The sequence below is a fragment of the Amycolatopsis sp. cmx-4-61 genome (assembly GCF_046548775.1).
In the GTDB taxonomy this organism is placed as follows: domain Bacteria; phylum Actinomycetota; class Actinomycetes; order Mycobacteriales; family Pseudonocardiaceae; genus Amycolatopsis.
Genome location: NZ_JAEBEI010000007.1, coordinates 304,352 through 327,213 on the forward strand (window position 1 = coordinate 304,352; position 22,862 = coordinate 327,213).

Consider the following 22,862-nt stretch of genomic DNA (forward strand, 5'->3'; position numbering starts at 1 on the left):
CTCCACGATAGGCGCCGTGGCCCGGCCGGGGCTTCTCTGGCGGTGCGGCGCAAGCAACAGAGGAGACGCGACCCGCGGCGCGGCGCGGCGACCATGGTCGGCGGGGAGATCCGCGGTCGGCGCGCGTTCGCCCCCGACGAGTTCGTGCAGGACCCGGCCCGTGCGCCGGTCCCGGAGGCAGTATCACCCGATTGGAGACGCGAATGCGTTTTCTGCCCGACCAAGACCGGTTCCGAGTGGCGGTGATCGGTTTCGGCTACGTCGGTTCGTGCATCGCCGCGACGCTGGCCGATCGCGGGTTCGACGTCGTCGGCGTCGACACCGACCCACGCCTGGTGGACGAGCTGGCGCGCGGCCACTGCCGGTTCGCCGAAGAGGGGCTCGCCGAACTGATCTTCCGCGGTCTCGCCGACGGGAACCTGCGCGTCACCACGGACATCGCCGAGGCGGCCGAGGCCGACGTCATCCTGATCGCGGTCGGCACCCCGGTGCGCGAAGACGGTTCCCTGGCCGAGGAGCAGCTGCGCGGCGCCTGCCGGGCGCTCGGCGAGCACCTGCGGCCGGGACAGCTGGTCGTCCTCAAGAGCACCGTGCCGCCGGGCACCACCCGCGGCATCGTGCTGTCGCTGCTCGAAGAGGAGAGCGGCCTGCTCGGCGGCGTCGACTTCGGCCTGGCGTTCACCCCGGAGCGGCTCGCCGAGGGCACCGCCCTGCGTGAGCTGCGGACCTTCCCGATCGTGGCCGGCGGCCTCGGCGCGGAGAGCGAGGCTGCGGCGGAGGCGTTCTGGCGCCGCGCGCTCGGCGTCGAGGTCATCCCGCGGGACTCGCTGGAGGCGGCGGAGATCGTCAAGCTGGCGAGCAACTGGTGGATCGACCTGAACATCGCACTGGCCAACGAGCTCGCCATGTTCTGCGCGCTCTACGGCGTCGACGTGCTCGACGTGATCACCGCGGCGAACACGATCCCCAAGGGCACGGGCAACGTCAACATCCTGCTGCCCAGCGTCGGCGTCGGCGGCTCCTGCCTGACCAAGGACCCGTGGATGGTGTGGCGCTCGGCCGAGCGCCGCGGCCTGTCCATCCGGACCGCGCCCGCCGGCCGGGAGGTCAACGCCGGGATGCCGGAGTACACCGCGCAGCTGGCGATCGACGAGCTGGTGCGCCAGGGCAAGAACCCCACCGGCAGCAAGGTCGCCGTGCTCGGCCTGGCGTTCAAGAACGACACCGGCGACCTGCGGGCCACCCCGACCGTCGGCGCGGTGAAGACGCTCGCCAAGGCGGGACTCGTCGTGTCCGTGTACGACCCGCTGGTCGACCCGGACGCGGCCGAGAAGCTGTTCGGTGTCCGGCCGGCCGCGAGCCTCGAAGAAGCCGTGCGCGACGCGGACTGCCTCGCTGTCCTGGCCTTCCACCGCGACTTCCACGACATCGACTTCGCCGCGCTGCCCGTCGCCCCGAACTGCCTGGTCCTCGACGGCCGCGCCTACTACCCCAAGGAAAAGATCGCCGCGCTGCGCGCCGCCGGATACGTCTACCGCGGCGTCGGCCGCGGTGACGCCATCCCGGGCACGCCGACCGGGACGGAGACCGACCGATGAGCAACCCCCAGCACGCCGTCGTCACCGGCGGCTCCGGCTTCGTCGGGTCGCACCTGGTCGAGCGGCTCCTCGACCGCGGTGACCGGGTGACCGTCCTCGACGTCGTGCCGCCGCGCGTCCCGGTCGAGGGCGTCCGGTACGTGACCGGCGACCTGCGCGACACCGCGAAGCTGGCCGAGGCGATCCAGCCCGACGTCGACGTCGTCTACCACCTGGCCGCCGTCGTCGGGGTCGACCAGTACCTGGCGCGTCCGCTCGACGTCATCGACATCAACTACGCCGCGACGCGGTCCGTGCTCGACCTCGCGCTCGAAGCGGGCGCGAAGGTCGTGCTGGCCAGCACCAGCGAGGTCTTCGGCAAGAACCCCGCGGTGCCGTGGGACGAGGACGGCGACCGCGTGCTCGGTGGCACGTCGCACGACCGGTGGTCCTATTCCTCCAGCAAGGCGCTGGCCGAGCACCTGACGTTCGCCTTCGCGCGCCAGCACGGGCTCGAGGCGACGATCGTGCGTTACTTCAACGTCTACGGCCCGCGGCAGCGGCCCGCCTACATCGTGAGCCGGTCGATCCACCGCGCGCTCAACCGGCGGTCGCTCGTCGTCTACGACGAGGGCCGGCAGACCCGCTGCTTCACCTACGTCGACGACGCGATCGAAGGCACGCTGCGCGCCGCCGACCACCCGGGCTCGTCCGGGCAGGCGTTCAACATCGGCAGCATGGTCGAGACCACCGTCGGCGAAGTGGTCCGGCTGGTCGGGGAGCTCACCGGGGCGACCGAGATCCTCGACGTCGACACGGGTGTCAAGCTCGGCGCGTCCTACCAGGACCTGCCGCGGCGGGTGCCGAACAACGCCAAGGCGGCCGAAATCCTCGGCTGGCGCCCGGAAACGACGTTGCGCGACGGGCTGATCAAGACCGTCGAGTGGGCGCGCGGCGCAGACTGGTGGTTGGCGCAGGACGACAAGGGCGCGGAGTGAGGATTCGATGACCACCAACAGTGAGGGCCGATCCATGGGTACGAAGTGTCGGGTGTGCGGCGGCCGCGTGGCCGAATTCGTCGACCTCGGTGACCAGCCGACGGCGAACGGCTTCCTGCTCCCGCACGAGGTCGAGCACGAGTTCCGCTTCCGGCTCGCGGTCGGGGCGTGCGAGGACTGCACGATGGTGCAGCTGGTGGAGGAGGTGCCGCAGGAGCTGCGCTACCACGCCGGCTACCGGTACCAGGCCTCCGGCTCCGCCGGGCACCGCAACCACTTCCGCACCGACGCCGAGTGGTTCCTGGCCAACGAGCTGACCGGGCCGGACCCGTTCATCGTCGAGATCGGCTGCAACGACGGCGTGATGCTGTCCACGATCGCCGAGGCCGGCGTCCGCCACCTCGGCGTCGAGCCGTCCGGGAACGTCGCGGACCTCGCCCGCGCCAAGGGGGTCCAGGTGCTCTCGGCGTTCTTCGACGCGGAGACCGCGGCCGCCGTCCGCGGCGCGCACGGCGCCGCCGACGTCATCTTCGGCGCCAACACGATCTGCCACATCGCGCACGTGGAATCGCTGTTCCGCGGGATCGACGCGCTGCTGTCCGAGAACGGCATCTTCGTGTTCGAAGAGCCGTACCTCGCCACGATCATCGAGGGCATGGCGTTCGACCAGATCTACGACGAGCACGTGTTCTACTTCAGCGCCGGATCGGTGCGCGCGATGGCCGAGCGCTTCGGCTTCGAGCTGGTGCACGCCGAGCACATCGACATGCACGGCGGCGAAGTCCGCTACACGATCGCCCGTCCCGGCGCGCGCACGCCGTCGGCCTCGCTCGACGCGCTGCTCGCCGAGGAGGAGGCCGGCAAGCTCTCGGAGCCGCTGACGTTCGCGCGGTTCGGCCGCAACGTCGAGCGGATCCGCGACGACCTCGTGGGGCTGCTGACGCACCTGCGCGACCAGGGCAAGACCGTGGTCGGCTACGGCGCGCCGGGCAAGAGCTCGACGGTGACGACGTACTGCGGCATCTCGACGGACCTGATCCCGTTCGTCGTCGACTCGACGCCGGGCAAGCAGGGCCACCTGCTGCCGGGCTCGCACCTGCCGGTGAAGCCGCCGTCGGCGTTCTCCGACGCCTACCCGGACTACGCGGTGCTGTTCGCGTGGAACCACGCCACCGAGATCATGGCGAAAGAGCAGGGTTTCCGCGCCGCGGGTGGCAAGTGGATCCGGTTCGTCCCCGAGGTCGAGGTGCTCTGACCCGTCGCGAAGCACCAGGCCCCGCCGAGTTCGCTCGGCGGGGCCTTTGGCGTCGTGTCAGGCACAGTCGACAGGTCGACAGCGAAAAGCCGCCGCCTCGCCGGAGGGGCGAGACGGCGGCTTGCCGGGGAGGCTCAGCGACGGCGGTGCTGGACGACCAGCTTCTCCAGGTCCGGGATGACGTCGCTGGGGCTCGGCATCGCCAGCCAGTCGTCGTGCAGGGCCTGGGCCGCGTGCTGGTAGCGCTGGTCCGTGGCGACCGCCCAGACCAGGTCGCGGATCTCCTCGACCGTCTTGGCGCGGTGGTCGAGGCGGACGCCCGCGCCGGTCGAGATGACGAAGTCCGAGACCACCGTGGACTCGACCTTCTTCGCCGGCAGCTCCCAGTGGGCGGTCGCCGCGTCGGGCGCGCCCTCTTCGCGCTCGTCGAACTCCCAGCCGACGCGGTAGGTGCCCGGCTTGTGGACGTCACCGCCGTCTTCGACCAGGCGCATCAGCAGGGACACGCCCTCGACGTCGCAGACCAGCTGCGGGACCTTGTTCGCCACCGCCGAGGAGTACGTGCCGATGCCGCCGTGGTGGATCAGCGCCGAGCAGGTCGGCAGCAGGTGCGGCAGGTTGACCCAGTCGATGACCTTCACGTTCGGCGGGATCTCCTCGACGTCGACCAGCTGCGCCTTGTCCAGCGTCGCCACGATCTCGAGGTCGTCCAGCTGGCCGAGGGCCTTGATGATCTTCGGGGCGCGGTCCCAGTCGCCCTTGATGAACCGGCGCGTCGACTCGCCGAGCGAAAGCGCCACGCGGCGGCGGTTCTTGCGGCCGCAGCACTCACAGCGGGTCAGTTCGGGGCGCTGGTACAGCCACTTCGGCAGCACCTCGGGGTCGACGTAGGGCACGTGCCGCATCGGCAGCTTCTTCGTGCTCGTCGGCAGCCGCAGGCCTTCCAGCATCGTCTCGATGCTGAAGTTGCCGACCAGCAGCTCGTCGTCGACCTCGAAGCCGTACTTCTGGGCCAGCGGGCGGATCAGCGTGGCGAGCGGGTTCGGGTCGAGCCCGGCGGCCACGAGGGCGTCCTTGTTCTCGGCCAGCCGGTCCAGCGACCAGGCGAACATGTCGTGCCCGATCAGCAGCCGCGTGTGCGCCGCGCCGCAGACCTTCGCCGCGACGGCGCTGGCCGGGATGGTGGCGTCCCACGAGATCAGGTCGGGCTGCCACACCTTGGCGAACTCGATCAGGTCCTCGGCCTCCTGGCGGTCCAGCCGCACGTAGTCCGACGTCGGCTGCAGCAGCCACTGGTAGAACACGATCCAGTGCTCGCGGCCCTCGGGCGACAGGCCCATCACGTCCGCGTAGCGGTTGACGAGGTCCTGGTGGTGCGGCGGGGCGCAGTCGTCGGTGAGGCGCACCGGCCGCTGGTCGGGGTCACCGAGCTGGACCGGCGTGAGGCCCGTCTTGATGATCATCTCCGCTGCGCTGTGGTGCGCGGCCACGCGGACTTCGTGCCCCGCGCTCTGCAGCGCCCACGCCAGCGGTACCACCGGGTAGAGGTGCGCCAGTGAGTTCGGGTAGACGGTGAAAAGGACTCGCATCGAATCTCCTCGACTCCGGAGGTGGTGTCGTCGTCGGCAAAGGCCAGGATCGTCGGCGCGGCCGAACAGGCGCATCTCCCGCAGTGCTGAGGCCCGCCGGGCAGTGCAAACGAGGAGACGCAACGGTTTTCGCACCCGGCCGATACTGGCCTTTGCCCACCGGAATCCGGCCGGGATCGCGCGCCGTCGTGGAGGACGCATGAGTACGTTCAGTTTCCTGGACGAAAAGACGATCGCCTACGTGGTCAGTTCGTGCACGCAACCGGACGCGGTGGTGAGCAGCCTGATCGAGGACACCGCGAAGGTCGGTGAACTGGCGGAGATGCTGACGCCGATCGAGCAGGCCGGTTTCCTGCACCTGATCGCGAAGCTGGTCGCGCCGAAGACCGTGATCGACGTCGGGACGTTCACCGGACTGTCCTCGCTGGCCTTCGCGCGCGGGCTCGCGCCCGGCGGCAAGGTGATCACCTGTGACGTCACCGAGGACTGGGTCGGCATCGCCCGCAAGCACTGGGAGCTGGCCGGCGTCGCCGACCGGATCGAGTTCAAGCTCGGCCCCGGCCGCAAGACCCTGCCCGGCCTGGTCGGCGAAGGCGAAGCGGACCTGGTGTTCATCGACGCGGACAAGACGTCGTACCCGTACTACGTCGACGCCGTCGCGCCGATGCTGCGCCCGGGCGGCCTGCTCATCCTGGACAACACGCTGCTGCACGGAACGGTCGCGGCGCCGGAAGACGTCGAAGAGGACCTCCCCCGCTACGCCGCCGAAGTCGTCGCCGGCGTCAACGCCAAGCTCGCCGTCGACGAGCGGTTCGACACCGTGATGCTGCCGATCGCCGACGGCGTCACGCTCGCGCTCAAGAAGTGAACGGACAAGGGGAAGTGGCCATGAACGACAGCCGACCGGCCCGGCCGCTGACCGGTGCGGAGTACATCGAGAGCCTGCGTGACGACCGCGTGGTCTTCATCAACGGCGAGCGCGTCAAGGACGTCACCGAGCACGTGGCGTTCCGCAACCCGATCCGGATGACCGCGCGGCTGTACGACGCCCTGCACGACCCGAAGCACCGGGACGTCCTCACCACGTCGACCGACACCGGCAGCGGCGGCTACACCCACCGGTTCTTCCGCGCCCCGCACAGCGTCGAGGACCTGGTGGCCGACCAGCAGGCGATCGCCGCGTGGGCGCGGATGAGCTACGGCTGGATGGGCCGCAGCCCGGACTACAAGGCGTCGTTCCTCGGCACGCTCGGTGCGAACGCCGAGTTCTACGCGCCGTTCGAGGAGAACGCCAAGCGCTGGTACCGCGAGTCGCAGGAAAAGGTCCTCTACTGGAACCACGCACTGGTCCACCCGCCGGTGGACCGCAAGCGGTCGCCGGACGAGGTCCGTGACGTGTTCGTCCACGTGGAGAAGGAAACCGACGCCGGGCTGGTGGTCAGCGGCGCGAAGGTCGTCGCGACCGGCTCCGCGCTGACGCACTACAACTTCATCGCGCACTACGGGCTGCCGATCAAGAAGCGCGAGTTCGCGCTCGTGGCCACCATCCCCATGGACGCCAAGGGGATGAAGCTGATCTGCCGTCCGTCCTACACGTCGATGGCCAACACGATCGGCTCGCCGTTCGACTACCCGCTCTCGTCGCGGCTGGACGAGAACGACACGATCCTGGTGCTGGACAAGGTCCTCATCCCGTGGGAGAACGTTTTCATCTACGGGGACATCGGCAAGGTCCAGACCTTCACCGGGCAGTCGGGGTTCATCGAGCGGTCGACGTTCCAGGGCTGCACCCGGCTGGCGGTGAAGCTGGAGTTCATCGCGGGCCTGATCGCCAAGGCGCTGGAGATCACCGGCACCGAGGACTTCCGCGGTGTGCAGACCCGCCTCGGCGAGGTGCTGGCCTGGCGCAACCTGTTCTGGGGGCTGTCGGACGCCGCGGCGCGCAACCCCGTGCCGTGGCGCGACGGCGCCCTGCTGCCGAACCCGGCGTACGGCCTGGCCTACCGCTGGTTCACGCAGGTCGGCTACGCCCGCATCCGCGAGATCGTGCTGCAGGACGTCGCCAGCGCGTTGATCTACATCAACTCCAGCGCCGAAGACTTCAAGAACCCGGAGATCCGCGGCTACCTGGACACCTACGTCCGCGGTTCGAACGGCATCGGCGCCGAGACACGCGTCAAGGTGATGAAGCTGCTCTGGGACGCCGTGGGCACGGAGTTCGGCGGCCGGCACGAGCTCTACGAGCGCAACTACGCCGGCAGCCACGAGAACACCCGCATCGAGCTGCTGTTCGGGCAGGTCGCCTCGGGGGACGTCGACGACTACAAGCGGTTCGTCGACACGTGCCTGAACGAATACGACCTGGACGGCTGGACCGTTCCCGACCTGACCCGGTGAGCTCCCCGCGGCACTGGGCAAGACGCGAGGTGTCCGCGGGCGGTGCCGCGGCGAAGATGAAGCCGGGGAACGAGCAACGGCGACCGCGGCGGTCCTGGGGTGCTGCGGGGTTCGGCCGAAAACCTTTGAGGAGTGACTGATGTCCGCAGAAGACGCCCCGCGCGTGCCGCTCGAGGCCACGGAACTGACCGACCCGCCGAAGCTGCTGGCCAAGCTCGGCACCGACCGCCCGATCCACAAGGTGTCGATGCCAGACGGCATGCCGGCCTGGCTGGTGACCGGCTACCGCGAAGCGCGGCGCGCCCTGTCGGACCCGCGCCTGGCCCGCAGCGACAAGGTCGCCGACCCGACGCTGAAGCCGTACCTGGCCCTGTACAACGACGACTTCTTCCGCCACTCCATGGTGTTCAACGACCGGCCGGACCACACCCGGATGAAGAAGCTGGTTTCGCAGGCGTTCACCCCGCGGTACATGGAGAACCTGCGCCCGCGGGTGCAGGAGATCACCGACCGGCTGCTCGCCGCGGTGGCCGCCGCCGGAACCGCGGAGGTCGTCGAAGACCTCGCCATCCCGCTGCCCAACGAGGTCATCTGCGAGTGGTTCGGTGTCCCGATGTCCGACCGCGCGGAGTTCCGCGAGTACTGCGGGATCGTCACCGGCCTCGGCGAGGTGACCGACCAGAACGACATCTTCCAGGCCGGCCGCTGGTTCGACGACTACCTGACGAAGCTCATCGCGCAGCGCAAGGAAACCGCGGGCGAGGACATGATCTCGGCCATCTTGTCGGGCCAGGAGGGCAACGCGACGCTGTCGGACATCGAGCTGCGGTCCAACATCTTCCTGATGCTGATCGGCTCGGTCGAGACGGCGGTCAACATGATCGCCAACGGCATCCTCGCGCTGCTGCGCAACCCCGAGCAGCTGGCCAAGCTGCGGGCGAACCCGGACCTGGTGCCGAAGGCCATCGAGGAGATCCTGCGGGTCGACCCGCCGGTGGTCACGGTGACCTACCACTTCGCCAAGGCGGAGGTCACGATCGGCGACGTCACGGTCCAGCCGGGCGAGCACGTGGCCATCTCGCTGACCGCGACGAACTACGACGCGCGTGACTTCCCGGAGCCGGGCAAGTTCGACCTCGAGCGCCAGACGCCGCACCTGGCCTTCAGCCACGGCATCCACTTCTGCCTGGGCGCCCCGCTGGCCCGGCTGGAGGGCGAGATCTTCTTCAAGAGCCTGCTGGCGAAGTTCTCGGACATCCAGCTGGCGATCCCGGAGTCGAGCCTCGGCTGGAAGCCCAGCTACTTCGTGCACCGCCTCAACGAGCTGCCCATCCGCCTGACGGAAACCTCCGCCGCGGCGGCCGCGTAGGGCGGCTCGCTCGAGCCCCGGGCCGGCTTCACCGGCCCGGGGCTCTTTCGCGTCTCCGGCGGTTCACGTCTCCCGCGGTTCACGTCTCCCGCGGTTCACGTCTCCCGCGGGCGGCCCGCGGCTGGCGCTGCGGGCTTGCCCCGGCGGAACTCCCCCGCCACCGCTGCCCCCATCCCGAGCGCCCCAAGGCGGCCTTCGGTGCGTCAGACGCACCCAAGGCGGCCTTCGGTGCGTGAGACGCAACCAAAGTGGCCTTCGGTGCGCCAGACGCAACCAAGGCCGCCTTCGGTGCGTGAGACGCAACCAAAGTGGCCTTCGGTGCGCCAGACGCAACCAAGGCCGCCTTGGGTGTACGGAGAAAAGCCGCCTCGCACCCGTCGGTGCGAGGCGGCTCGGGGCGCCCCCAGGTCGTCAGGCCGCGGTGCGGCGCTCGCGCTCGGTGACCGCCGCGTAGTAGCGGGCGATCGCCTTGTACGACTCCTTCGGCTCGATCCGGTAGGTCGAGAAGTGGTCGAAGTAGTCGTCGCGGATCGTCTTCGTGATCGTCATGCTCGCCGTGTCGAGGTCCCACTGCGGGTCCTCGGAGTGCGGGTGCGTCGGGTGGACGAACTCCGTCACCGCGACGCTGTAGATGCCGAGCTCGTCGTACAGGCGCAGCCGGTCCAGGTGGAAGTCGGCCTGGGCCTGCTCGTCGCGGCGGAAGCCGTCGAACACCCGGGGCGGCTCGACCGTGCGGTCCACGATGTCGAAGCCCAGCAGGCCCTTCTCCGACGCGCCCGCGTACGTGAACGTGCCGTACTCGGCGATCATGATCGGCTTGTCCCACTTGCGGTACGAGTTCAGCTCGGCGATGTACGCCTCGCGGCTCGGCTTCGGGTGGTAGTAGTCGGTGATGCCGATGTAGTCGAACGGCGTCCAGTCGACCCGCTCGAACGAGCCCGCCGAGTAGGTGATGCCCCCGTCGAAGTTCGCCCGCGCGACCTTCGCCGCCTGGCCCAGGAACGCGTTGAGCTTCAGCTCGACGTCGTCGTGGTCGATCGGGCCGACCGGGCGCAGGAAGTGGTGGTCGGAGTCGGGGAAGGCGTTGCCCATCCGGTTGTGGTAGAACTCGCCCGGCATGATCCCCATGGTCTGGATCGCGTGCGTGCACCCGACGCTGACGTGGATGTCCGCGCCCTGCCGGCGGAACTTCTCGCCGAGGCGCGCGGTCTCGGCGATGTGGTCCAGCACGTCCGGCTGCTCGCCGTCCATCAGGCGCGGCTGCAGCCAGACGTGCAGGCCGCGCTCGACCGCGTGCGCCGTCGTGGCCTCGAGGCGGTCGAACAGCGTGCCGTAGATCGTCACCGAGTTGGCCTTGAGGCCGTCGGCGATCGAGTCGATCTCGGACCGCATGATGTCTTCGTTCCACACCATGCGCGAGTTGTGGCCCTGACCGGTCTCGTGGTTGGACCCGCAGTCGTAGGCGACCCCGCGGTAGGTCAGCCCCTTCCCCTGCGGTGCGAGGATCTCGTGTTCGCTCATTTTCGTGCCCTTTCGAGGCGCTACGCCGCGCGCCGGCGCTGCTGGAAGATGTCGTTGATCCCGGTCAAGCCGGAGAGCATGGTCGCGAAGTCCGTCTCGCGCGGCCGCAGCTTCTGCGGGTCGATCTGCTCCTGGGCCTTGTCCCAGTAGTCCTCCTTGTTCTTCGTGCGGTCGTAGAAGAACCGCACGAAGTCCAGCACGGAGTCGAGGAAGGTGCGGTAGCTCTCCTCGTACAGGCCGAGCAGCTCGTCCTCGGCCGACGGGTCCCGCAGCACGCCGTCGATCGCGTCGGCCAGCGCCCGCGCCCCGCGCAGCGCCAGCGTGACGCCGGTGGACAGCAGCGGGTCGACGAACGCGGCGGCGTCACCGACCAGCGCCCAGCCCGGGCCGTGGAAGCGTTCGGCGGTGTAGGACCAGTCCTTGATGTTGCGGAACCCGCTCGCCCGGGTCGCGCCCTTGACCAGGGTGCTGACCTCTTCGGTCTTGCCGAGCTCGTCGAAGTACAGCTCCTCCAGCGACTTGCCCGACTTCTGGTACTCCTCCAGCGGCGTCACGTAGCCGACGCTGACCGTGCCGTCGTGCAGCGGGATGAACCAGAACCAGCCGGTCGGGCGGTTCTCCGAGATGATGTCGCCGGCCTTGGTGCCGCTGTAGAGGTTGCAGCCCTGCCAGTACGTCCAGGTGGCGATGTTGCGCAGGTCGTCGTGCCAGACGACGGAGTCGAAGTGCTTGGCCAGGATGTGGTTCTGGCCGGTGGCGTCGATGACGAACGTCGCGTGCGCTTCCTTCGTCTCCTTACTGCCCTTCTCCGCGTAGGTGACGCCGACCATGCGCTCGCCGTCGAAGATCGGCTCGCGGACGGTGACCTCTTCGAGCACCTTCGCGCCCAGTTCACGGGCCCGGCCCAGGACCAGGGCGTCGAAGTCGGCGCGGCGCACCTGGTAGGCGTAGTCGTAGAGCGCCGACTCGGTGAACCGGAAGCCCCAGGTCCCCTGGTTCTTGCCCCACAGCAGCGTGCCGCCGTACTTCTTCGTGAAGCCCATGGCGTCCAGGCGCTTGATCAGGCCCAGGTCGTCCAGGGTGGGCAGCGCGCCGGTGATCAGGGACTCGCCGATGTGGTAGCGCGGGAACTTCTCGCGCTCCAGGACCAGCACCTTGTGACCCATGCCGGCCAGCAGCCCGGCCGTCGCCGCGCCGCCGGGTCCACCGCCGACGACCACGACGTCGTACGTTTCCTCGCTTGCGCTCATGTGCGCGTTCCTCCTCGGTATCGGCCGCTGCTGCTGGAAGTCAGAGTGCCCACAATGGACGGTTCGGGTCGGCCAGGCCGGAGGCCAGGATGCCGCGGTAGTCGTCGATCATCCGGACCATCGTCTCGCGGTCGAACTGCTCGGTGTTGTACCGCGAGGTGCCGGCGATCTCGCCGTCGCCGAGGATGTCCAGCGCCCACAGCACGCCGTTGGGGATGTCCGAGGTGTCCTGGCAGGACTTGGTGCGCCGGCGGACCTCGGCGTACTCGACGTCGCCGATGGTCTCCGCCTCGGTCATGCCGGGGAACTGCAGGACCTGGATGGCGCAGACGGCGTTGTCGTCCCGCTCGTAGGTCTTGTTGATCTCCGGCGCCTGCGCGACGACCTCGCTGAAGGGCAGCTCGTGCGCGTAGGCCTCCAGGCAGGTGGCCCGGATCCGCAGCAGCAGCTCGGAAAAGGTGCGGCAGCCGTCGATGTCGGTCCGCAGCGGGACCAGGTTGAAGAACGGGCCGATGGTCTCGTAGTGCGACTGGTCGGCGCGGCCGGAGGTGATGATCGGCACGACCAGGTCGGTGGCACCGGACATCCGCGCCAGCAGCGCGTTGTAGGCGGCCAGCAGCACCATGAACGGCGAGCAGTGCATCACCCGCGCCAGCTCCGTCGTGCCGCGGGTGAGCTCGGCGTCGAGCAGGAACCGCTCCACCGCGTAGACCGCCGGGGTGTCCGGGGCGAGGGTGCGGTCGGCCTTGATGTCGAGCATCCGGCCGCCGCGCAGTTTCCCGCCCCAGTACTCGCGCGACGCCTGCGCCTGCTCCCCGGCCAGGTCGCCGATCTGCCAGACGGAGAACTCCCCGTACTGGCGCGGCTCCGGCAGCGCGGGCACCTCGAGCCCGCGGCGCCGGGCGTAGCTGACCGCCAGGTCGTGGATCAGCACGTGCAGCGACCAGCCGTCGCCGGCGGTGTGGTGCACGATCAGCACCAGCACCCCGTCCCGGTCGTCGAAGCGGCCCAGCTCGGCGCGCAGGTGCGGCAGCTCGTCGGCGCCCAGCCGGCCCGCCTCGACCGAATTGATGAACTCGTCGACCTGCTCGTCGCGCGGGCGGCCGTCGTCGGTCAGGTCGTGCAGGACGAGTTCCGGCGAGCACGGCGGGTGGACGCGCTGGTACTGCTCGCCGCCTTCGCGGACGATCTCCGTGCGGAGGATCTCGTGCCGCTCGACGACGTCGTCCAACGCGCCGCGCAGCGTGTCCGGGTCCAGCTCGCCGCGCACCCGCCAGCCGTGGATCACCAGGTGCCGGGGCCCGAACGCGCCGTCCGTCTCGCCCTTGTCGAAGATGCACAGCAGACCGAGGTTGGCCGACAACGGGTAGCGGCTCATCGGGATTCCCTTTCCTGCCCGGACGGACTTCAGTGGTGGTCGCGCTGGCGCTCGGCGGCCTGGTACAGCGCGGTGATGTTGCCGCTGCCGAAGCCCCGCGCGCCGAGCCGTTCGATCAGCTCGAGGAAGATGGTGTTCCGCGGGTGCACCGAGCGCGCGAAGATCTGGTACAGCTGGCCGTCGTGGTCCTCGTCGACGAGCACCTGCTGCTTGCGCAGGTCCGGCACCGAGTACTGCTCCGGCACCACGCGCTCCAGCAGGTCCGCGTAGTAGGAGGCGGGGGTGCCCATGAACTCGACGCCCCGGTCGCGCAGCACGTCGACCGCCTCGATGATCCCGTTGCTGGTGAAGGCGATGTGCTGCACGCCCGCGCCGCCGTGGTCCTTGAGGAAGTCGTCGATGTGCCCGGGCTCCTTCGAGGTGTCCGGCTCGATGAGCGTGAAGGTCACGCTGCCGGACTTGCTCTGCACGACCTTCGTGGTCATCGCCTGCGAGCCGACCGCGATCGTCTCGGCGAAGATCAGCTCGAAGCCCAGCACGTCCCGGTAGAAGTCGACCGTGGCGTCGAGGTGACCGTGTTCCACGCACACCGCGAAGTGGTCGATCTCCAGCAGTGCACCGGGTTCCTCGGCGTTCACCGCGATCGGCGCGGGCCGGCCCTCCGGGTACTCGACGAAGGTGTGCAGGGTGTCGCCGAAGCCCATGATGCTGGCCGTGACGACGTGGCCGGCGCGGGACGGCCCGGCGACGGGGCGCGCCCCGCGGGCGACGGCCTCTTCGAACGCCGCCTTCGCGTCGGTGACGCGCAGGGCGATGTCCGAGACGCCGTCGCCGTGGCGGTCGACGTAGGCGGTGCCGGGGTGGTCGTCGACGAGCGGCTCGCTGAAGACGAACCGGATGTCGTTGGCACCGATCTCGACCGAGCGCACGGTCGCCCAGTCCGGGCCGGAGTCGCCCAGCGGCCGTTCACCGAGGCCGTATCCGCGCACCAGCCAGTCCCGCGCCGTGTCGAGGCTGCCGACGTAGAAACGGACGTAGTCCAGCTCGAGACCGTCGAGGGCCGACGGGTTCGGGGTGACCATGGAAAACCTTCTTTCCTGGGATGAGCGCGGTGGGCGGCGTCCGGGGGTCAGGCGGCGCGGCGGGCGGCCGGGTTGGGCCGCAGGTCACGCCAGTTCTCGGCGATGTGGTCCAGGCAGGCCTGGCGCCCGCGCGGGCCGTACGTGACCTCCCAGCCGGCCGGCACCGGGATGCCGGAGACCCACAGGGAGTGCTCGCCCGCGGCGTTCACCAGGACGGTGTAGTTCTTGTCCGGGTCGTCGAAGGGGTTCGTCATTTCGGTCTCCCTCAGAGCAGCTGGGCCAGGCCGGCCACAGTCGGCGTGTCGAAGAGCGTGTTGATCTTCAGTTCCACGCCCAGCTCGGCGCGGATCCGGTTGAGCAGGCGCATCGCGAGCAGCGAGTGACCGCCCAGGTCGAAGAAGCTGTCGTCGACGCCGACCTCTTCGACGCCGAGGACCGCGGAGAACGCGCGGCAGAGCGCCTCCTCCTTGGGGCCGCTCGGCGCGCGGGACGCGCCCGCGGTTTCGAACTCCGGCTGCGGCAGCGCGGCCCGGTCGAGCTTGCCGTTGGCCGTCAGCGGCAGCCGCTCGACGACGACGAACGCGGCGGGCAGCATGTACTCCGGCAGCCGGGAACGGACGCGCTCGCGGATGGCGGCGGTGTCCGGGGCACCGGAGTCGGCGACCAGGTAGGCGACCAGCCGGACGTCACCGGCCTTGACCTCGCGGGCGACGACGGCGACGTCGGCGAGACCGGGGTGCCCGGCGATGGCGGCCTCGATTTCGGCGAGCTCGACGCGGAAGCCGAGGATCTTGACCTGGTCGGTGGCGCGGCCGACGAACTCGATCTCCCCGGCCGGGGTGCGGCGCACGAGGTCGCCGGTGCGGTACATCCGGGACCCCGGCTCGCCGAACGGGTTGGCGACGAAGCGCTCGCCGGTCAGGTCCGGGCGGCCGGCGTAGCCGAGGGCGACGCCGACGCCGCCGAAGTAGAGCTCGCCGACGGTGCCGTCGGGCACCGGGTCGAGCCGCTCGTCGAGCACGTGCAGCTCGACCCCGTCCATCGCGCGCCCGACCGGGACCACCGGGCCCGGCGTGTAGGGCGCGGTGATCGCGGAGTTGGTGCTGAAGACGGTGCCTTCGGTCGCTCCGTACATGGCGCGGACGGTCAGGCCCGGGTTGACCTCGAGCACGCGGGCGACCGCGGTCGGCGCGATCACGTCACCGCCGGTCAGGACCTCGCGGACCCCCGCCAGGCTCTCCGGCGCCTCCTCGGCCACGACGCGGAACAGCCCGGCCGTCAGGTGGACACCGGTGATCCGGTGCCCGGCCAGCAGCGAGCCGAGCGTCGGGATGTCGAGCTTGCCCTCGGGCGCGACGACCACGGTGCCGCCGTGCAGCAGCGGAACCCAGATCTCGTAGGTCGAGACGTTGAACGCGTGCGGCGCGATGAGCAGGACCCGCTCGTGGTTGCCGGTGTCCCAGGTGGAGTCCAGGGCCAGCGCGAGCGCGTCGGTGTGGCGCACGGCCACGCCCTTCGGCTCGCCCGTCGAGCCCGAGGTGTACATGACGTACGCCGGGGCGTTCTCGTCCAGCGTCACCGCGGGGGCCGTCACCGGCTGGTCCGAAAGGTCTTCCGACGCCAGCACGACGTCGGCGACCGACGGGATGCCCAGGCCCTTCGAGGCCTCGTCGGTGACGAGGATGGTCGCCTTCGAGTGGTCGACGATCCACTGGCGCCGGTCGGCCGGGTAGGCCGAGTGGATCGGCTGGTAGAACGAGCCGGCCTTGAGCGCGGCCAGGAACGTGACGACGACGTCGGTGCTGCGCTCGAGCAGCACGGCGACCGGGACGTCCGGGCCGGCGCCCAGGCCGGCGAGCCGGTGGGCGAGCCGGTTGGCGCGCTCGTCGAGCTCCCGGTACGTCAGCGTCCGGTCCGAGCCGGAGACGGCCACCGCGTCGGGGGTTCGGGCGGCCTGCGCGGAGAACGCCTCATGAACGGACCGGGACATGATCACACTCCAATTCCTGGAAATCCTGCGGCGCCGGTTCCGACGCCGACGACGGGCGCGGGTGATCCACGTCTGAGTGTCTGCGGGGTTGTGCTGCCTGCCGGGCAGGAGGATCAGGCGGCCTGGCCTTCGGCGGGCTGGTAGGAGAGAACGCGCTGGACCAGCGTCTCGTCCATCAGCGCGGTCGGCGGGTCGATCAGGCCGGCCACGCGCATGAACGCCTTGACGATCTCCTGGTCCTTCGACGCGGCGTACTGCAGCAGGCCCATGAACGCGTTGCCCTGCTCGATCTCCGGGGTCCGCTCGCCTTCGACATCGGGGAAGGCGAGGTCACCGCTGGCGGACACCGCCCACGGCGCGTCGACGACCTGGCCGATGTCGCGGAAGTAGGCGTACTGGTCGACCTCGCCGGCGCGCAGGTGCTCGCGGAGGGTGAAGGCCTCCCAGGCCGCGACGCTCATGCCCTGGCCGTAGACCGGGTTGAAGCTGCAGATCGCGTCGCCGAGCACCAGCAGGCCGGCCGGGAAGCGGTCGAGGTGCTCGTAGCGGCGGCGCACGCTCGCCGGGAACCCGAAGGAGGTCGGGTCGTCGAGCGGCTCGGCGTCCTTGATGCCGTCGTAGACGTCCGGCACCGGCAGCGACTTCGCGAACTCGACGAAGCCCTCGGGATCGGTCGGCGGGTGGTCGCCGAGGATCCCCGTGAGCGAGACGATGCAGGTGTCCTCATCGGACAGTCCGAAGAAGGCCCCGCGCGGGTGGGCGGGCGAGGCGACCGGGTTGATCGACCAGGTGTCGGTGAACGAGCCGGGCGGGCGACGGTAGAACCGCGTGGTGTAGGCCAGCCCGATCTTGACGCGGTCCTCGGTGGGGCGCGCGTAGCCGAGCTGCTCCAGCCAGGCGGGCGTCCGCGAGCCGCGGCCGGTGGCGTCGAGCACGAGGTCGGCGCGCAGGACCTTCTCGGCCCCGGCCTCGTCGCGCACCCGGACGCCGATCACGCGCTGGTTGTCCGAAGTGGACACCAGGCCCAGGATGTCGTGCCGCTCCAGGTAGGTGACGTTCGGCAGCGCGTCGACGCGGGTGCGGACGTGGTTCTCCAGCACCGGGCGCGTCGGCGTCACCGAGACGAGACCCGTGTGGGTGTAGGGCAGGCGGAGGCCGTTGAAGTACCAGCGCATTTCCCCGAGGTCGCCGACCGGCGCGCCGGCGGCGCGCAGCTCGGCGGTGAACCCGGGGAAGAAGTCTTCGAGGATCCGCTGGCCCCGCGCGTGCAGCCCGTGCGCGTGCCGGGTGTGCGGTGTGCCCCGGCGCGGCGTCGTCACCCCGAGGACGGTGTCGCGGTCGAGGACCAGGACACTCTCGTAGGACTCGGACAGCACCCGCGCCGCCAGGCTACCGGCCATGCTGCCACCGAGGACCACGGCGACGCTTCCGACCTGTCCGGCCATGTGCCGGCCTCCTTGGCGTGAGAGGTACGTGACGGGCCATCACGCAGGGCTTCCTGCGGTGCGGCCTGCTGTCAGCCTCACACCCTCCTCGGGCGGTGGACGTCTCATGGTTTGCCCCGCGGGGCCGGGGAGAACGTTGGAAGAAATCCGGGCCGATTCCCTCGAGTCCGATCAAGACACCCGGAAACGCCGAAGGGGATCCCCGCGGTCCGCGGGGATCCCCTTCCGTCCGTGGCCGGGATCAGCTCGGGAACGTGCCGCTCGTGACGTTCACGAACGTGCCCGTGATGGCGCCCGCCCGGTCGGAGGCGAGGAACGCCGCCGTCGCCGCCACCTGGGCCAGCGTCGGGGACTTCTTCGTCATGCGCATCCCGTCCAGGTGCTCCAGCAGCCCCTGGAACGCCTCGTCGTCCATCTCCGGGCCGCCGCTGAACGCCGCCAGCTTCTCCGGCGACAGCGTCTCCGGCAGGCCCGCCGTCCAGATGCCGAGCACGCGGACACCCGCGGGCCCGATCTCGTTCGCCAGGTTGCGGAACAGCGTGTCCAGCGCCGCGTCGGCCGGGCCCGTGCCGCCCATCATCGGGCTGCCGTTGGCCGACCCGCTGTTCAGGCCGAGGATCACCCCCGACCCCTGCTCCACCATGTGCCGCGCGGCCGCCCGCGCCGTCAGGAAGTTCGTGGTCAGCCCGGTGAGGACCGGCCCGGTCACGTCGTCGGCGATCATGTCGACCAGGGGCGTGCCCTGCACGTCGCCGCGGGTGATCAGGTTGATCGAGATGTCCAGGCTGCCGCTCTCGGCCACCACCGACTTGGCGTGCCGCTCCACCGCGGCCTCGTTCAGTGCGTTGACCACGTTGGCCTTCGCCCAGCCGCCGGCGTTCGTGATCTCCTTGACCACCGGCGTGAGGTTCTTGCGGGTGCGCCCCGCGCAGTAGACGCGCGCCCCGGCCGCGGCGAACGCCTTGGCCACTTCACGGCCGATGGAACCACCGGCCCCGTAGACGATGGCGTTCTTGTTCTCCAGGGACATCAGCTTTCCTTTCCTCGTCGACGTGTGCCGGTGCACACATGCGTGGCCTGGCTCCCCAGCCATCGCCTCGGCCCCGCCCCGCCGGGCGGCGGACCAAGGCGAGGTATCCGAGCACATCGTTGTGCCTTCGCGAGGCGGGCCGCATCTTCCGCGTTGCGCTCACTGACTGCGTTCGGCGGTACCGGCGTTACCTCGTAGGGGTGAACCGCCTGCGCCGGAAGGCGGATCAGCTGGGGAAGATGCCGCTGGTGACGTTGACGAACGTGCCCGTGATGGCACCGGCTTCCGGGGAAGCCAGGAACGCTGCGGTCTGCGCCACCTGGGTGAGCGTGGGCGACTTCTTGGTCATGCGCATGCCGTCCAGGTGCTGCAGCAGGCCCTGGAACGCCGCGTCGTCCATCTTCGGCCCGCCGCTGAACGCCGCCAGCTTCTCGGGCGACAGCGTCTCCGGCAGACCCGCCGTCCAGATGCCGGCGACGCGCACGCCGCTCGGGCCGACCTCGGCGGCCAGGTTGCGGACCAGGGTGTCGATCGCGCCGTCGGCGGACCCGGTGCCGCCCATCATCGGGCTGCCGTGCGCGGACCCGCTGTCCAGCGCCAGGATCACGCCGGACCCCTGCTCCACCATGTGCCGGGCGGCGGCGCGCATGGTGATGAAGTTGGTGGTGACGCCGGTGACGATCGGGCCGGTGAAGTCCTCGGTCTTCATGTCGACCAGCGGGATGCCCTGCACGTCACCGCGGGTGATCAGGTTGATCGAGACGTCCAGGCTGCCGCCCTCGACCACCACGGTCTTGGCGTGCTCCTCGACGGCCGACTCGTCGAGGGCGTCGAGCACGTCCACCGACGCCGACCCGCCGGCGGCCTCGATCTCGTCCGCCACGGCCTGCAGCGGCTCGAGGGTGCGGCCGGCGAGGAACACGTGCGCACCGTCGGCGGCGAACGCCTTGGCCACCGCCGCGCCGATCGAGCCGCCGGCGCCGTAGACGATCGCGTTCTTCTTCTCGAGCGACATCGCTCTCTCCTTCGCGTCTCTTCGCGTGCTGTGTTGCCCGCGTTGTCGGACATTGAGACGCACGACCGCCGGAGAACTCATCGCCCGGATCGGGCTAAAGCGTGAGCGGCAGGCCGAAGGCCGGGAAGAGGTGGGGCTCGAAGGAGGTGATCTCGACGATCCTGCCGTCCTCGATGCGCAGGACGTCCAGCACCTGCGCCCGGTACACGGTGGTGCCCGGCCGCCGCAGGTAACCCGCCGCGGCCGGCTGGCGGTTCGCGAAGGTCGGCAGGTGCTTCCAGGTGCCCTGGAAGTGCGGCGACGCCGGGTCGATCGAAGGCTTGATGAACGCCATCATCGCGTCGCGGCCGACGAACCAGAACGGGTTCGGCGGCATCGTCAGGACGACGTCCTCGCTGAGCAGCTCGGCGACGACGGCGGCGTCGGCCTGGTCGGCCGCGTCCATGTAACGCTGCAGGATCTCGCGCTCCTGGCTGGTCGGGCGGGTCGGTACGGTCCAGTCGCTGCGCCGTTCGGGCAGGTGGCGGCGCAGCGCGGGCCGGGCCCGCTGCAGGGCGCTGTTGACCGACGCGACGCTCATGTCCAGCTGCTCGGCGGTGTCGGCGGCGGGCCAGCCGAGCACGTCACGCAGGATCAGCACGGCCCGCTGCCGCGGCGGCAGGTGCTGGATCGCGGCCAGGAAGACCAGCTCCATCGTTTCGCGGGACACCGCGGCGCGCTCCGGCTCGTCGTCGGTGGACGCGACGTCCTCGAGCAGCGCGTCCGGGTAGGGCTGCAACCAGGTCACCCGGACGGGTGGTTCCGTGGCGCCGTTGTCCATCCCCGGAACGGGCTCGTACCGCTGCGGGCGGCGCTCGTTGCGCCGCAGGAAGTCGAGGCAGGCGTTGGTGGCGATGCGGTACAGCCAGGCGCGGAAGGTCGACCGGCCCTCGAAGGCGTCCCGGCGGTTCCAGGCGCGCAGGAACGTCTCCTGGACCATGTCCTCGGCGTCGTCGTAGGAGCCGACCATCCGGTAGCAGTGCACCTGCAGTTCGTGCCGGTACGGCTCGACGAGCCCGGCGAAGTCCCATTCGTCACCGGCCCGGACGGCGGCGGTGACCTCGCCGTCCTCGCCGGTGCCGGTTTCCGTCACGGCGCCGTCCGTGACGTTTTCTTCCGTCACGTCCGCGGGCGTGACGTTTTCCGGCGGGTTCTCCGTCACGCGGGCGGGCGTGACGTTTTCGGTGACCGCGGCGTCGCGGGCGAGCTGGGCGATCCGGCGCAGCCTGCCGACGGTCGAGGCGAGGTCGGTGACGTCGGTGTAGAACACCTCGGGCAGCTGCGGCGCGAGCCGGCGGACGCGCCGCTCGATGTCGGCGATGAGGTCGGGCACGGCGTAGCCACCCGGCTGCTGCCGCTCGCGGTAGGCCTTCTGCCGGCAGGCGGGCGAGCAGTACTTGGACACGCGCCCACGGCCGCCCGCCCGCTCGGGGAGGGGCTTGCCGCAGCTGGGACACCGGCCGTCCGTCACGGTCTTTGAATCTACGCAGGGCGCGCCGGACCCGCCACGGCACCCCGCGCGCCCGGCCCAAGCGCCCCAAGGCGGCCTTGGTTGCGTCTCACGCACCCAAGGTGGCCTTCGGTGCGTCTCACGCACCCAAGGCGGCCTTCGTTGCTCCTCCCATGCCCCCACCGCCACCCTCAACGGAGGCGCTTCGCGCCGCGGTGCCGATTCAACGCACCCAAGGCCACATTGGGGCGCTGGGGGCCGCGTCTCCCGTCGTGCGCTCCCGGGGACCGGCCCGGCACCCCCGGGACGCCCACCGCAGAAATGGAGGCGCCGCCGGGTTTTCGCCCCGCTCATCCTCGTATGCGGGCGAGCCGGGCGGCCGACCCATCCCCTGCGAAGGAGCACAAGTCATGGCGACGAGCGTCCCGATCTCGGATGCGGACTACCTCCGGATCCTCATCCACGGCCACACCGCGTTCGAACTGCTGCGCACGGGTCTCGAGTTCGACCTGTTCCAGAAGCTCGAGGACAGCGGCGGCCTGGACGTCACCGAGACGGCGGAGGCGCTCGGCGTCGAGGAGTACCCGGCGCGTGTCCTGCTGCTCGGCCTGGCCTCCCTGCTGCTGATCGAGAAGAAGGACGGCAAGTTCGTCAACGCCCCGATCGTGCGCCGCAAGCTGCTCAAGGACGGCGAGCGGTTCCTCGGCCCGCTCATCGACATCCAGGACAAGATCATCAACAAGACCCTGGTGGACTTCGCCGAGTCGATGCGGCAGAGCACCAACGTCGGCCTGCGCCACCTCGAAGGCCCCGGCGACACGCTCTACTCGAAGCTCACGGCCACCCCGGACCTGCAGAAGGTCTTCTACGACAACATGGGTGACGCTTCGAACCGCGCGTTCGACCAGTTCCTCGACCTCTACGACTTCAGCGGGGTCAAGCACGCCATCGACATCGGCGGTGGCGACGGCACCAACTCGGTCAAGCTGGCCGAGCGCTACCCCGAGCTCGAGATGACCGTGTTCGACCAGGAGAGCGTCACCCGGCTGGCCGCGGACAAGATCGAGGACCCGTCGGTCCGCAAGCGCGTGCACTTCCACCCCGGCGACATGCTCACCGACCGGCTGCCGGAGGGCGCCGACGCGATCCTGTACTTCCACATCTACGAGATCTGGTCGCTGGAGCGGAACACCGAGATGCTCCGCAAGTGCTACGACGCGCTGCCCGAGGGCGGCACCGTGCTCGTCTACAACTTCGTCTCCAACGACGAGGGCACCGGCTCCCTGTCCGGCGGGCTCGTTTCGCCGTACTTCCTCGCGCTCGCCTCGGGCGAGGGCATGACCTGGTCGGCGGCGGACATGGAGAAGTCCGTGCGCGACGCCGGGTTCTCGCGGGTCGAGCGGTTCGCCGACCTCGGCTTCAGCCACGCCCTGGTGGTGGGCCACAAGTAGCCCGGTCCCCGATCCGGGCGGGCCGG

At 70.2% G+C, this 22,862-nt stretch carries 18 protein-coding genes; 7 read left to right on the forward strand and 11 right to left on the reverse strand.

The window, feature by feature from the left end; genetic code table 11:
• The first annotated feature begins 203 nt into the window (after window positions 1-203).
• Genes ACLJOU_RS22385 through ACLJOU_RS22395 form a run of 3 tightly spaced genes read left to right on the forward strand, consistent with a single transcriptional unit; the run spans window position 204 to window position 3,830 of the window.
• Entirely contained in the window at window positions 204-1,598 is a 1,395-nt protein-coding gene (locus tag ACLJOU_RS22385; protein WP_410569601.1) for a nucleotide sugar dehydrogenase, read from the forward strand.
• Window positions 1,595-2,575 carry an NAD-dependent epimerase/dehydratase family protein gene (locus ACLJOU_RS22390; RefSeq protein WP_410569602.1) on the forward strand — a complete coding sequence of 327 codons (981 nt, stop codon included), beginning with the start codon at window positions 1,595-1,597 and terminating at the stop codon, window positions 2,573-2,575. Before ACLJOU_RS22385 ends, ACLJOU_RS22390 begins: the two co-directional genes overlap by 4 nt.
• A gap of 34 nt (window positions 2,576-2,609) precedes the next feature.
• A complete protein-coding gene (locus tag ACLJOU_RS22395) occupies window positions 2,610-3,830 on the forward strand; it encodes a methyltransferase domain-containing protein (protein WP_410569603.1) in 1,221 nt (406 codons plus the stop codon).
• A 134-nt stretch (window positions 3,831-3,964) separates the two neighbouring features.
• Here ACLJOU_RS22395 and ACLJOU_RS22400 read toward each other — a convergent pair whose 3' ends face one another.
• On the reverse strand, window positions 3,965-5,419 hold the full coding sequence (locus ACLJOU_RS22400; RefSeq protein WP_410569604.1) for a nucleotide disphospho-sugar-binding domain-containing protein: 1,455 nt from the start codon (window positions 5,417-5,419) through the stop codon (window positions 3,965-3,967).
• A 199-nt stretch (window positions 5,420-5,618) separates the two neighbouring features.
• Here ACLJOU_RS22400 and ACLJOU_RS22405 point away from each other — a divergent pair, with 199 nt between their 5' ends.
• The 3 genes from ACLJOU_RS22405 to ACLJOU_RS22415 all read left to right on the forward strand — a co-directional run bounded on the left by ACLJOU_RS22405 (window position 5,619) and on the right by ACLJOU_RS22415 (window position 9,185).
• Window positions 5,619-6,287: an O-methyltransferase gene (locus ACLJOU_RS22405; RefSeq protein ID WP_410569605.1), complete on the forward strand. Its 669-nt coding sequence runs from the start codon at window positions 5,619-5,621 to the stop codon at window positions 6,285-6,287.
• Between the two features lie 20 nt (window positions 6,288-6,307).
• Window positions 6,308-7,816: a 4-hydroxyphenylacetate 3-hydroxylase family protein gene (locus tag ACLJOU_RS22410; RefSeq protein WP_410569606.1), complete on the forward strand. Its 1,509-nt coding sequence runs from the start codon at window positions 6,308-6,310 to the stop codon at window positions 7,814-7,816.
• A gap of 139 nt (window positions 7,817-7,955) precedes the next feature.
• Window positions 7,956-9,185 (forward strand): cytochrome P450 family protein, encoded by a 1,230-nt coding sequence (locus ACLJOU_RS22415; protein WP_410569607.1) that lies wholly within the window; start codon window positions 7,956-7,958, stop codon window positions 9,183-9,185.
• Between the two features lie 411 nt (window positions 9,186-9,596).
• Here the strand turns inward: ACLJOU_RS22415 and ACLJOU_RS22420 are convergent, their stop codons facing one another.
• The 10 genes from ACLJOU_RS22420 to ACLJOU_RS22465 all read right to left on the reverse strand — a co-directional run bounded on the left by ACLJOU_RS22420 (window position 9,597) and on the right by ACLJOU_RS22465 (window position 21,406).
• The gene (locus ACLJOU_RS22420; protein ID WP_410569608.1) at window positions 9,597-10,706 is read right to left on the reverse strand and encodes a hypothetical protein; all 1,110 of its coding nucleotides are present in this window, start codon (window positions 10,704-10,706) and stop codon (window positions 9,597-9,599) included.
• Window positions 10,707-10,726: 20 nt separating this feature from the next.
• Window positions 10,727-11,956: an NAD(P)/FAD-dependent oxidoreductase gene (locus ACLJOU_RS22425; protein ID WP_410569609.1), complete on the reverse strand. Its 1,230-nt coding sequence runs from the start codon at window positions 11,954-11,956 to the stop codon at window positions 10,727-10,729.
• 40 nt (window positions 11,957-11,996) lie between these two features.
• The gene (locus ACLJOU_RS22430; protein ID WP_410569610.1) at window positions 11,997-13,334 is read right to left on the reverse strand and encodes a condensation domain-containing protein; all 1,338 of its coding nucleotides are present in this window, start codon (window positions 13,332-13,334) and stop codon (window positions 11,997-11,999) included.
• Window positions 13,335-13,363: 29 nt separating this feature from the next.
• Complete coding sequence (gene hppD, locus ACLJOU_RS22435; protein WP_410569611.1) at window positions 13,364-14,416, reverse strand: 4-hydroxyphenylpyruvate dioxygenase; 1,053 nt, start codon at window positions 14,414-14,416, stop codon at window positions 13,364-13,366.
• A gap of 47 nt (window positions 14,417-14,463) precedes the next feature.
• Window positions 14,464-14,670 carry an MbtH family protein gene (locus ACLJOU_RS22440; RefSeq protein WP_410569612.1) on the reverse strand — a complete coding sequence of 69 codons (207 nt, stop codon included), beginning with the start codon at window positions 14,668-14,670 and terminating at the stop codon, window positions 14,464-14,466.
• A gap of 11 nt (window positions 14,671-14,681) precedes the next feature.
• Window positions 14,682-16,406, reverse strand: a complete 1,725-nt coding sequence (locus tag ACLJOU_RS22445) for an amino acid adenylation domain-containing protein (RefSeq protein WP_410569613.1) — start codon at window positions 16,404-16,406, stop codon at window positions 14,682-14,684.
• Between the two features lie 113 nt (window positions 16,407-16,519).
• Window positions 16,520-17,851 (reverse strand): FAD-dependent oxidoreductase, encoded by a 1,332-nt coding sequence (locus tag ACLJOU_RS22450; protein ID WP_410569614.1) that lies wholly within the window; start codon window positions 17,849-17,851, stop codon window positions 16,520-16,522.
• 241 nt (window positions 17,852-18,092) lie between these two features.
• Window positions 18,093-18,881, reverse strand: a complete 789-nt coding sequence (locus ACLJOU_RS22455; RefSeq protein WP_410569615.1) for an SDR family NAD(P)-dependent oxidoreductase — start codon at window positions 18,879-18,881, stop codon at window positions 18,093-18,095.
• A gap of 226 nt (window positions 18,882-19,107) precedes the next feature.
• Window positions 19,108-19,896 carry an SDR family NAD(P)-dependent oxidoreductase gene (locus ACLJOU_RS22460; RefSeq protein ID WP_410569616.1) on the reverse strand — a complete coding sequence of 263 codons (789 nt, stop codon included), beginning with the start codon at window positions 19,894-19,896 and terminating at the stop codon, window positions 19,108-19,110.
• A 94-nt stretch (window positions 19,897-19,990) separates the two neighbouring features.
• The gene (locus ACLJOU_RS22465) at window positions 19,991-21,406 is read right to left on the reverse strand and encodes an RNA polymerase subunit sigma-70 (protein ID WP_410569617.1); all 1,416 of its coding nucleotides are present in this window, start codon (window positions 21,404-21,406) and stop codon (window positions 19,991-19,993) included.
• A 389-nt stretch (window positions 21,407-21,795) separates the two neighbouring features.
• Between ACLJOU_RS22465 and ACLJOU_RS22470 the strand changes: the two genes are divergently transcribed.
• Window positions 21,796-22,836 carry a methyltransferase gene (locus tag ACLJOU_RS22470; protein ID WP_176171944.1) on the forward strand — a complete coding sequence of 347 codons (1,041 nt, stop codon included), beginning with the start codon at window positions 21,796-21,798 and terminating at the stop codon, window positions 22,834-22,836.
• Window positions 22,837-22,862: the final 26 nt, after the last annotated feature.